This window comes from Maribacter aurantiacus, assembly GCF_005780245.1.
Lineage (GTDB): Bacteria > Bacteroidota > Bacteroidia > Flavobacteriales > Flavobacteriaceae > Maribacter > Maribacter flavus.
In genome coordinates, this window is record NZ_VBUK01000004.1 from 25509 (window position 1) to 36867 (window position 11359).

Here is an 11359-nt window from a genome sequence, read left to right on the forward strand (position 1 = left end):
CGATATGCAATAATAGGATATAACTTACATAAAAACAATTTATTGTGATAAAATATTGCATATCGCGATATGCGATATTATGGGTTTATCCATGGTAGCGAAACCCCCAACTTAAAAATACCTTCATATCTGGGTTCCTCTTCCATATTTTCAAAATTCAGTTCGGGTTCAATCGTATTGTTATTATGTTTATTTGAGTAAATAATCAGGCATTTGACCAATTCATTTTCAGTAACTTTTAAATGGGTACGCACTTTTTTAATGCGAGAATATCCACTTAATTGTCTAACATCCTCTTTGTTGATGGGGGAGGTTGTGTAACGTGGCTTGTACTTGGTGTCAATAACAAGTTTTACATCTTCTGTTCGTAATAGAAAATCCAATTCTTGGTAATTGGCTTTGTATTGGTATAAAACCTGATTTCCAAATTTTTTACGAAGTAAGGTATACACATACAATTCAAACAATAAGGCCATATTGACCCAATAGGGTAGTGTTTTTATTTTTCCTGTCTCAGTAGTGCGAACCACATTGCCGAACTGGTCCAAAATTATACGCGCAATAGTTAAAGCCTCCTTGTAATTTGAAAAAAACGGTGAGGACTTAAAGCTTCTCAAATTACGTAAGTCCTTTGGGACTTTAACTTGTTGAAATGCAGGAAGACAATAGGATACTATAGGAGCTACCAAATCTGAATATTGCTTGAACTTATTCAGGTAAGATTGAACAAAAAGCAGAGCGGCTTTTAATAATTGATTTTCTGGATGGTTCAAACCAAAAACATCATAGCTACATTGCGCTTTTAATGGCTCATTTTTTACCGTATGCTGTTTTATGGTCTGGCTAATTAAAAGCTTTCCTTTTATTCTGGAATGAAGCGAATGGGTTTCGTTGTAATAAGCTTTTCTCAAGCCTTTTTTTACCAATTGCTTTACCAGATGTAAAAATTGAATGGCCAAAATTGGACTCAATACATCTTGAGACTGATTAATCTCTATTGCTTCACTGTTCAATTTAATTTCATAAATAGAACTTAAATATCTACTTGCTTTAGGATCATTAAGGCAGGCCAGTAACATTTTTAAATAAGCGGTCTCATGGTCTTCGGTGTTTAGTTTTGGAGAAATATGTATGGCGCACTTTCTTTTGGTTGACAACCAATCTACACCAATATAGTAGTTAGAACTTATGCCATATTCATTTATGGTATAACATGGTAATTGTGGTCTGTTTCGAAGGTCTACCTCTTGACCCTTAAAATAACACGTGCCACTTAAACCTTCAATTGTTGTATGAAGGTTATCTACGTGTTCAGTAAGTTGTATAAGTTGTAAACTAGGCTTCAATTCTTAGTTTTTCAATTTCATCTAAGGCTTCATGGGATAATACACCATCTGTTACATATTCTTTTAAAATGGGTATAACCTCATTATTGATTTTTAATGGAAGTTCTTCTTCTTTCCCTAAAAAGTAGGAATGACCTATTTGTACATCTTCTCTTTTGTAGTCTGAAGACAAATAATCCTCTGTAAACAAGTTAGCTACAGATCTAAAATGAGATTTAGCAAATTCTGGAACAATGCTGCTATCCGGTAAAACATTTACAAAAGCAAAGCGACGGCGAATGGCATAGTCAATATGGCCTACAGAACGGTCTGCGGTATTCATGGTTCCGATGATATATAAGTTTTCAGGAAGGGTAATTTTATAATCTTCTGCGATTGGGTATAGGGTATTTACAGGTTGATTACGATATTCCAGGGCATAAATTAATTCTCCCAAAACCGCAGGTAGGTTTGCTCGATTTATTTCGTCAATAATAAGGACATATTTTTTGGCATTTTCTTTAATGATTTGAGTTGGAACAGGGTAGGTATCCAGAATCTTATAATATTCCTCCATCAGTTTCCAGAGGTAGGTAGCATGCTGTCTGCTGCTACCACGAACTTCTCTTGATTTTTTAATTTCTTGCCGTGACCTTAAATTGTTTTTGGCAATGGTAATCAGCTCATCAAATGGTATTCTAAAACTGGAGGACCAGGCATCACCGGTGTACCTAAAATATTCATCATCACAATCAAAAATAAATCCGGAGTTGGTTAAAAAATACTTACTGGTTTCACTGGTATCAATTTCTGTCTGCACCTTATCAATCAATGCTTCCAGAGCATTTTGATAACGTTCATCTTGCTTAAGGTCTCCTAAACTTTTCTCGCTACGGTCAAGATTGTCTTTGGCTTTCTTTGCCAATTTTGCCAGAATTTTATTTTTAGTTACATAGTGCACTTTTTCACCTTGTGTTTCTGCCACAATACCTCGTACAAAATCTTCATACGAATAGGCTGGGTGAAACTGTATTAGTTCGCAAAAATCTTTAAATTCTGTTTGCTCCAGCTGCTGTTTGCGTACAAGGGTATCTTTAGAGAGACTGTTTTTAGTAATTAGTTGATAGGCAATTTCTTTGGCAGTAAATGTTTTGCCCGTACCCGGAGGTCCCTGAAGGATAATTTGTTTCTTGTACTCTAAAATCTTAATTAATTCATCCATTTTAGAAGTGGTGTTAATTCTATTGAACCACCTATCTATAAATTTATAAGAAGGGGTGTTTTTATTAGTTAATCTGCCCAAAGTACCTTGGGCCACAGGAAAAGTATCGGTGCCAACATACCAGTCCAGAATCTTGACCTCTCTGTAATTTACATTGATGTATTTTTGCCTTAATTCTTCAGAGGTAAAGCTATCGGATTGAATGCTAACCAGTGCTATAGGCAAAACACCTTCTCGCACAAGTACCACATCACCAACCTCCATGGCATCTTCAACATTGCCCTTAAAATAATCGCATTGCAAATCATCCCATTCCCCAGTGCCAATTACTGGCGTTTTTTCCTTTAATAAATCAACAGAATTTATAACTATTCCATTTCTGTTTTCTGGTTGATTCATTTGTATATGCCAATACGTTGGTTTGTTTTCCTGTGAACCATTTACATTTAAAGTAACGCTGGCTTTTATATAGGGATTAAAATTGAAGCCTGAACCACCATTTTTAGTGTCGTGCATGTAATCATCTCCAGCTGTACTTACAATCTCTAGGTCAATGGCATTTCTATCTGGTCGAATTCTAAATTTTGTTGCAAGGTCCTCAACAAAACCTGGGTTAAGTTGGAGCCAAAAAGCCTCATTTTTTGTTTGGAGTATAATATTAACTACACTTTTAAATTTTTTTAGGTCAATGTTTAACCACCAAAGGCCATTATTTGTGTTTGCCATGGCGTAGCTGGTGTTGCCATTACTCATTTGCGCATTATGATTGGTGTTAAAAAAGTGCATTAGGTCTTTCTTTGACTTCATAATCTAAAACACTTGATTGATTAAACTTTTTTGAAGGGATTTGGCGCTTTCAATACAAGACATATTAGAGTCTATGGCAATATCAATATCCATTAACTTCCTCTCCGAAATTTCAAGTAGTTCTTCTTTTGGTAAAAAGATTGGCATATCCGTTAGCATGCCTTTTGTGACCTTTGGACGTGTACCTCCAGTAATAAAATCGCTGATATCTGAAAAATTGAAATATTCTTTAACTAGATACCTGCTGGAGTTTGTAATTCTTAAAACATGAGCATGGTTGTTTATCCAACTTTCACCATCTACGCTATAAGCAATGGGTAAATTTCGAGAATTTAAATTTTCACCATCTTCTGAAATTAATAGAATTGGTTCATTATGAGTGAATCCTTCAACATAGTCTACTATACCACTAGCTCCGTAATAAGGAGTTGGGCCAAGCACTCTTTTACTTTTAGATATTGGTTTTCTTTTATTGTCTAGATTATCGGAAATGTCTCCAATTCTCAGCTTTACACAATGCTCTTTAGAAAACACTTCCTTCAATTGCGATTTTTTAAGAATTTCTAAAGAATCATTATTGTGAATCAAAGACTCAATGTTGTCATCCATAGCCCAAAGTAATTTGGCCAGTTGGGCTTGTTGGTCTTTGGGTGGGAGGAGGAATTCGTATTCAGCCAAATCACGCCATTTCACCCTTTTAGACATGGTACCGGCAGCATTTGAATTGGCATAGTCCCAAAGTGCGTTTGAGTTCATTAAAAAGGCTATGAAACCTGGAACGACCTTTTCATGGTTTTCTCTTAACACGAAGGCATCTCCTGAACAACATCCATCAAAATCAACTAAAGATGCCCTTCTCAAATATGCATTTCGTCTTGCGAACAAAATGTCACCTGCTTGAAACGCCTTTGCAGAGGAAGCTAAATTTTCAGTTGTTTCCCAAGACTTAATTTTAATGTCTCCCGAAACAAAGTTTCCAAGTCCAACAAACCTGTCATATTCAGACTCTCCTGGATTATCAACTCGTTTAGAGATGTCTTTTGCTAAATCCCCAAGTTTAGTTAATACCCAACTTGATTTATCCAAATTCAAAACCTTAGTCTCCATTAATACACTATCCATTTGCTAAGGTTTTTAAAAGTTCATTCATAGAGTTCTTCAGATCTTTACTGCTTTGTTCCCAATCATTCAGTAAAACATCAAAATCCTCCTCTTCAACTGCATCTTGCTTAACGAATAGCTGAACACTAAGTCTGGCGTTAATATCTTTTAAAATATCCTCAATATCAACTACCGCAGTAAAAGTATCTTCATCATCAAAAGCTAAATATGCATTGTGAATTCGCTCAATATGCTTTGGATCTAGATAACTCATTGTCTTCTCGTTTCTCACTTCATTAACAGCTTGAATGAAAAGAACTTTATTTATTCTCTCGGGAGCCTTATTGTTATTGGTAATCAGTAAACATGAAGTCATGGAAGAATTGTAGAATAGATTAGGTCCAAGACTTATTACACACTCCACCAAATCATCTTCAATCATCTTTCTACGCATTTCAGCTTCAGAATCTCTAAAGAGAACGCCATGCGGCCAAAGCGAAATAGATCGTCCGTTATCGGCATTTAAGCTCTTTTGAATATGTTGCTGAAAAGCATAATCTGCACAACCTTGTGGCGGTGTACCCCAAAGGTTACGACCATAGGGGTCGTTTTCAAAACTGCTACGGTCCCACGCTTTTATGCTGTAGGGCGGGTTGGCCAGTATTACATTAAAAGTTTTTAAGGCATCATTATGTAAAAAGGCAGGGTTGGCCAAGGTATCGCCACGTACAATGCTAAATTCTTCTATGCCGTGCATGAACATATTCATACGGGCAATTGCTGAGGTAATCAAATTAATTTCTTGACCATATAATTTTAGGGTGCGGTATTCCTTGCCTTCGTCCTTTAGATGCAAAGCACAATTCAATAAGAGTCCGCCACTACCACAGGTAGGGTCATAAACACTTTCGCCCGGTTGTGGGTCCATAATTTTGGTCATGAGCTTTACCACGGTGCGGTTGGTGTAGAACTCGGCTGCGGTATGACCACTGTCATCTGCAAATTCCTTAATGAGGTATTCATAGGCATTGCCCAGTTTATCATCTGGGATGTTGCTTAGACTCAATTTATGTTGGGAGTAATGTTCTATGAGATTGGTAAGGGTTTCATCGCTTAGTCGGTTTTTGTTCGTCCAACTGGCATCCCCAAAAATACCGTAGAGGGTATCCGGGTTGGCTTTTTCAATCGCCCGCATGGCCTCTTGCAAGGACATGCCCACATTCACGGTGGTTTCCCGTACATCGTTCCAATGCGCACCTTCAGGCACTAAAAAATGGTGGTGTTCCGCAAAGGCTGCATACTCCAAGTCACCATCACTTTCTTCTAGCGCCTTTTCAAACTCTTCATCATAGACATCACAGATGCGTTTGAAGAACAATAAAGGGAAGATATATTGTTTGTAATCTCCGGCATCTATGGTACCGCGCAGTTGTGTAGCGGCACCCCAAAGGTATTTTTCAAGTTCTTTTTGGGTCATTATTTTTGGTTGTTAATCCAGTTTTCAATTCTATTGATGCAGGCATCCATATTATCCCTTAACTCATACACCCAGAATCGTTGTACATCCCACCCCAATTCTATTAAGCGGTTATTTCTTATTTTATCCCGACGTAGTAATTCCCCGTCCCAGGCTCTATGATACGTTTCGCCATCTACTTCTATATCTAGTTTGGCATCTCCTATGAGTAGCGCCAAATCCAAACTGTATTTGTCTACCTTATATTGTGGTATGGTTTTAATGCCCTTTTGGTATAGTTTTTCGTAAAAGAATTTTTCCCAATCCGAGACTATATCATCACTTGAGACTTCAGGAAATCGTGGGCCAAAATCGGTAAGTGTATTTGAATGTTCTAATTCTCTTTTTTCCTGTAACATTTTAACATGATCTGCAAATTGTGAAAAATGGACAATTGCCGATCGGTAACAACTTTTTTGATCCCCCACAACAATTAGTGATGCCCTTGCCCTTGTCAAGGCTACATTAAATAGATTCCCATTTCTAGCTAAAAACCCGGCGCTGCCTTCAGACATACCATGAGAAACTACTGCTGAAAAAATCATGATATCCCTTTCATCGCCTTGAAATTTATGAACTGTGTCTACAATAAAATCTTTGTTCATAAGTGCTTCAACCAAACTATTGTTGGCAAAAATCATATCCCTAATTCTATTTGCTTGAGCTCTAAAGGGCGTAACCACCCCAATGGTGCCCTTATAGCCCGTAGCCACAATTCTTTCTATCTCTTCTACGACCTTAGTAGCTTCGATAATATTTAGTGAACCTCCACCAATTGGACTGGTAACCTTTCCTTTGATATCTATCCATCTTATAGCAGCTTCGCCATCAATACCGTTTAACCGATCATAATTAGTTGCTACACGTAAGGAATTATTATAAAAGTATTTGTTTGAGTAACTAATAATATCCGCATGTGATCTATGATGGTCTTTTAACTGTACAATGTCTTCCTTGTCACATAAGGATGCTGCTAGTCTAAATAAAGAGGAAGAGGCATAGCTCCATACCAGAAAATTTTCAGTGAGATTATATTTATTCAAAAGTTGGTTGTCTTCCCTTTCATTTATGGAACTGATATGGGTAAGTTGTTTGTCATCGCCAATAATTACGGCTCGTTTTCCTCTATACAATAATGGTAAGGCCGATGCAATATCACATTGGCTAGCTTCATCTATGATGACAAGGTCAAAAAAGCAAGGTTCAAAAGGCACTTTAGATCTTACCGATAATGAGGTTACCGCCCAACAACTTAAAATGTTTGTAATTTTCGGTAGCAGCTTATAATACTGGGACCAAACTCCGCTACCTGCACTTTTATTTTCTTCATCGGATTTTACTATTAAATCCAAAACGGTAATATAATCACCTATCACCTTTCGTTCTTCTCTATCTAATCTATCCGGCAGAATTTCTAGCCAAAGCTGCCAAAATCGATTGGAATTTTCACTAATCGCTTCTCGTAATTTGGCTTCTTCCTTGGATAGTTGAAAGAGAGGTGTGGAAGATGAAAGCGTATTTAAAAGAGATTTATATCCAAATAAAACTAAAAGTAAGTTAAACTTGGAATGGTAATTGTTATGGGCACTTTCTAGTTCTTGAAAAAGCGAATCACTTTTTAAGGATTCAGGAAATTGGACGTTCAAAAATTGAAAATCCTGTTTACAGGAATGTAGTCTTTGCTGTGCATTAACGTGTCTCTTAGATTTTCCCAAAGACCAGAATAATTTATCAAAAAAAGAGGCATTCCCTTTGTTATTTTCACTTAAAAGGTCCTTAAGTATGCCCAGGGTTTGTTCCAGTTCTGATTTATAAGCTTCAGTAACATTCAGGAGCTTATTAAAGGTTTCTTCGCCCAGTTCATTTCTAAGGGTTTCTATTTGTTGTTCTTTAGAATCAACTTTATTTCTTAACTCAACAATTTTTTCCTGTCTACGATATAGTTCTGAAATTTTAGAAGACAAATTATCGTGAATGTTTTCGGCTTCTTCATATTTAGCATGTAGTGAACTCGAAACTTTAGAGGAAAGAATTCCAGTGAGATATTTAGAAAGTTCGCTTTGGCGCTGATTATTACCTAAGCGTAGCATAACCGGGTGATTACTTAATCCATTAACTCTTTCAAGAACAACATCTACGGCCTTATTATTTTTGGATGCAAAAAGAACTTTTTGTCCATCCTTAACTGCATTAACTATTAGATTGGAAACGACCTGGGATTTACCTGTGCCAGGAGGGCCAGTTACAACAGTAATATCACTTTGGAGCCCTCTTAAAATAGCTTCTCTCTGCTCTTCATTCATTGGCAAAGGTTCAATAAGAACCTTTTCCTCAATGGAACTTGTTTGTGTTTTATGAGATATTAACTTCCCTAAAATGGAAGGAAGATAATTGGACTGACTTTTAGAAGTTAAATCTTTGAGTTCTTTTTCTAAACCAATTGTGTATTTTGATTTTTCCGTTACAAAAACAGCACAAGTATTATAAATACCGTCTTTTGTCAAATTAGCTAAATCTAAATCACTTAAATTGTCCGGGTCAATCTCTTCTTTCCAATTCCAATTTTCCTTTATAGCATTAAGTCTTAAAATAATCTCATGAATTTCCGGAAATTCAGTGTTATTAATTCCAAGTTCCTCATTTAAGGATATTACCTCTTTTAGGTTCTCATTTCCATCCAGACCCTCTAAATATTTAATTGCCTCAACATTCAAATATGCCGCTTCTTCCAGAGGAGTTATAGAAAGTGATTTAAATTTGATTTCATCGAGTTTTTGAATTAAGATTGGTTTTACCTTGTAATACGTATTCCCATTTTTACTCGTGTGCTCAGATAACAACAAAGGATAACCGATACAAACCGTGAGCCCATTTCTTTCTTTATTTAGTTTGTTAATAATAGAAGAAATATCGTCGTAGTCAACTTGAGTTGGTTGTTCATTTGTGGGAATGACATTTAATTGGAAATATGCTTTACCATACTTACCTGATGCCCATTCATCTATACCATTATCATAGTCTTTCGAGAGACATTCCAGATAATAACTAGAAAGTTTGGCAAGGGCGTGATTTTGAACCTCCTTATCTGCTAAAGTATTATCCTGAGAATAAGATATTGGCCTTATAGACCATTGATACTGGTTGTTTTGAATTACCCTTTCCTTTAGTACTCCATAAAGTAAAGAATTAACCTCCTTTGTGGTGCATTTAAGCTGGTTGGCTATCTCTTTCGCTTTTAAAGCCTTTCCTAAATTTAGTATTTCGATTATTTTATCCTCCAAGTCCCTAATCCATAAAGTTTTTCAAAATATGTCTAAACTTATCCTCCGCCTCTAAGCTTTGATTCCAAGCTTGTTTTAAATTGGCCAAAGCTTCTTCCACAGAAGGTAAATCATCCTCAATGATTTTTTCTACATAAAGAGGAATGTTCAGATTGTAATCGTTCTCTTTTAAATCTTCAATGGAAGCAACTTTAACAAAGTTTTCGACGTCCGTAAAACCAGTATACCATTTAAATATTTGTGTGATATGTTGGGGTTCTAAATAGTTCTGTGCCCTTCCCACACGAACTTGCTCAGAGGCATCGATAAATAATACTTTATCCTTCTTGTCCGCATGTTTGTTCTGCTTAAATACCATGACACAAGCGGCAAGCTGGGTGCCATAAAAAATATTGGGTCCCAGGCCAATAACGGCCTCTAACAGATCTCGCTCCAACAGGGCCTTTCTAATTGTACCTTCGGCCCCTTTTCTAAACAAGGCGCCATGGGGTAATACGACGGTCATACGGCCTGTACTGTTCATGGATTTGATCATGTGCTGTACCCATGCCATGTCTCCATTTCCTTTTGGAGGCACTCCCGCGATATTTCTACCATAGGGGTCGTTGGCCCAATTTTCGGCACCCCATTCTTTTAATGAGAATGGTGGGTTGGCAATAACACAATCAAAAGTTTTTAGGCCATCTGCCTCAAAAAATGCCGGATTGCGTAAGGTATCCCCACGTACTATATAAAAATCCTCAATACCATGCAGGAACATGTTCATTCTGGCAATGGAGCTTGATGTTAAGTTCTTTTCTTGGCCGTACAATTTAAGGGTACGGTAGTCCTCTTGGTTATCTCTTAAATGGTCTACACATTCCAATAGCATACCCCCGGTACCACAGGCGGGATCATAAATGGTCTCCCCTTCGTGTGGGTCCAGAATTAAACCTAATAAATGCACTACGGAACGAGGCGTATAAAATTCCCCGGCTTTTTTATTGGTTAGGTCGGCAAAATGCTTGATTAAATATTCATAGGAGTTGCCCAATAAATCGGCGTCCACATTACTGTTGCATAAATCATATTGAGAGAAGTGCTCCACAAGGTCGATCAATAAACGGTCGGACAGCTTGTTCTTGTTGCTCCATTGGGCATCACCAAATATTCCATATAAATATTCTTGGTTGGCCTGTTCTATACCTCGTAGGGCCTTTTCTATAGCAAGGCCGACATTGGTGGTCGTCTCCCGTACATCATTCCAATGGCATTGTTCAGGAATTATAAACCTGTGAAATTCAGGAAGATTGGCATAGTCTTCATCTCCTTCCGATTCTTCGAAAGCTATTTTATATTCTTCATCATAAACATCAGAAATTCGTTTGAAAAAGAGCAACGGAAAAATATACACTTTAAAATCTGATGCGTCAACTGGACCTTTTAAAATCCAAGCAGCTTTGGAGAGATATTGCTCTAGTTGAGATAAGGTGAGTTTATTTTTGGTCATTGATTTTTATTGGTAATGTAGTTGCGTAAATATACCGATTCCCCAAATGAAAGCATAAACTTACTTGTTAAGACAAAGAACCAATTTGATTATTAGATTGCCTTCACATAACGTGATAGTTTTACACCCTTATTTATTTCTACAGCGTAGGATACAGGAATATTCGCAGCTTTGGCTATTTCATATTTTGAAAATTTACCCTTTTTAATTTCGTTGGCATATTTTACCCCGAATAAATGTATCATAGCCACCATTTCACCTTTTGGGGCTTCTGAATACATCTTATTTAATTTTTGACCTAGTTCTTTAATCTCCATTATTATTGATTTTTTGTTCGTTCCTAAATATTGAAATGAGTAATCCTATGCCAACAATCACATCTACGATATTCCAAATAGTTCTGCCTAATGCTATTTTGAACAATGGTTGAAACAAGATGGCCAAGGCCACATAGATAAATGCAGCTTTTTCATTACCCTTTTGATAGGTTTGGTAAGCTAAATATACAAAGCCAATAAGGGCTAAAAACCGTACAATTTCGTAATAGCCATAGGGTAAGGGAAACAAGCAAAGTAAAAAGAGGAGGGCTAGAATTATTTTTAGAACTTTTTCCATATG

8 protein-coding genes are annotated in these 11359 nt (G+C 36.8%); all 8 read right to left on the reverse strand.

The window, feature by feature from the left end; genetic code table 11:
- Positions 1-77: 77 nt before the first annotated feature.
- Complete coding sequence (locus tag FEK29_RS08615) at positions 78-1346, reverse strand: 5-methylcytosine restriction system specificity protein McrC (RefSeq protein ID WP_138258028.1); 1269 nt, start codon at positions 1344-1346, stop codon at positions 78-80.
- Positions 1336-3354, reverse strand: coding sequence for an McrB family protein (locus FEK29_RS08620; RefSeq protein WP_240042701.1), 2019 nt, complete (start codon positions 3352-3354; stop codon positions 1336-1338). Before FEK29_RS08620 ends, FEK29_RS08615 begins: the two co-directional genes overlap by 11 nt.
- Before the next feature lie 3 nt (positions 3355-3357).
- The gene (locus FEK29_RS08625; RefSeq protein ID WP_138258029.1) at positions 3358-4476 is read right to left on the reverse strand and encodes a restriction endonuclease subunit S; all 1119 of its coding nucleotides are present in this window, start codon (positions 4474-4476) and stop codon (positions 3358-3360) included.
- Positions 4469-5932: a type I restriction-modification system subunit M gene (locus FEK29_RS08630; RefSeq protein WP_161595335.1), complete on the reverse strand. Its 1464-nt coding sequence runs from the start codon at positions 5930-5932 to the stop codon at positions 4469-4471. Before FEK29_RS08630 ends, FEK29_RS08625 begins: the two co-directional genes overlap by 8 nt.
- A complete protein-coding gene (locus tag FEK29_RS08635) occupies positions 5932-9252 on the reverse strand; it encodes an AAA domain-containing protein (RefSeq protein ID WP_138258031.1) in 3321 nt (1106 codons plus the stop codon). The genes FEK29_RS08630 and FEK29_RS08635 overlap by 1 nt, the downstream gene beginning before the upstream one ends.
- Before the next feature lie 4 nt (positions 9253-9256).
- Positions 9257-10741 carry a type I restriction-modification system subunit M gene (locus tag FEK29_RS08640; protein ID WP_138258032.1) on the reverse strand — a complete coding sequence of 495 codons (1485 nt, stop codon included), beginning with the start codon at positions 10739-10741 and terminating at the stop codon, positions 9257-9259.
- A 92-nt stretch (positions 10742-10833) separates the two neighbouring features.
- A complete protein-coding gene (locus tag FEK29_RS08645; RefSeq protein WP_138258033.1) occupies positions 10834-11058 on the reverse strand; it encodes an HTH-like domain-containing protein in 225 nt (74 codons plus the stop codon).
- Positions 11048-11356, reverse strand: a complete 309-nt coding sequence (locus FEK29_RS08650) for a DUF6804 family protein (protein ID WP_138258034.1) — start codon at positions 11354-11356, stop codon at positions 11048-11050. Before FEK29_RS08650 ends, FEK29_RS08645 begins: the two co-directional genes overlap by 11 nt.
- Positions 11357-11359: the final 3 nt, after the last annotated feature.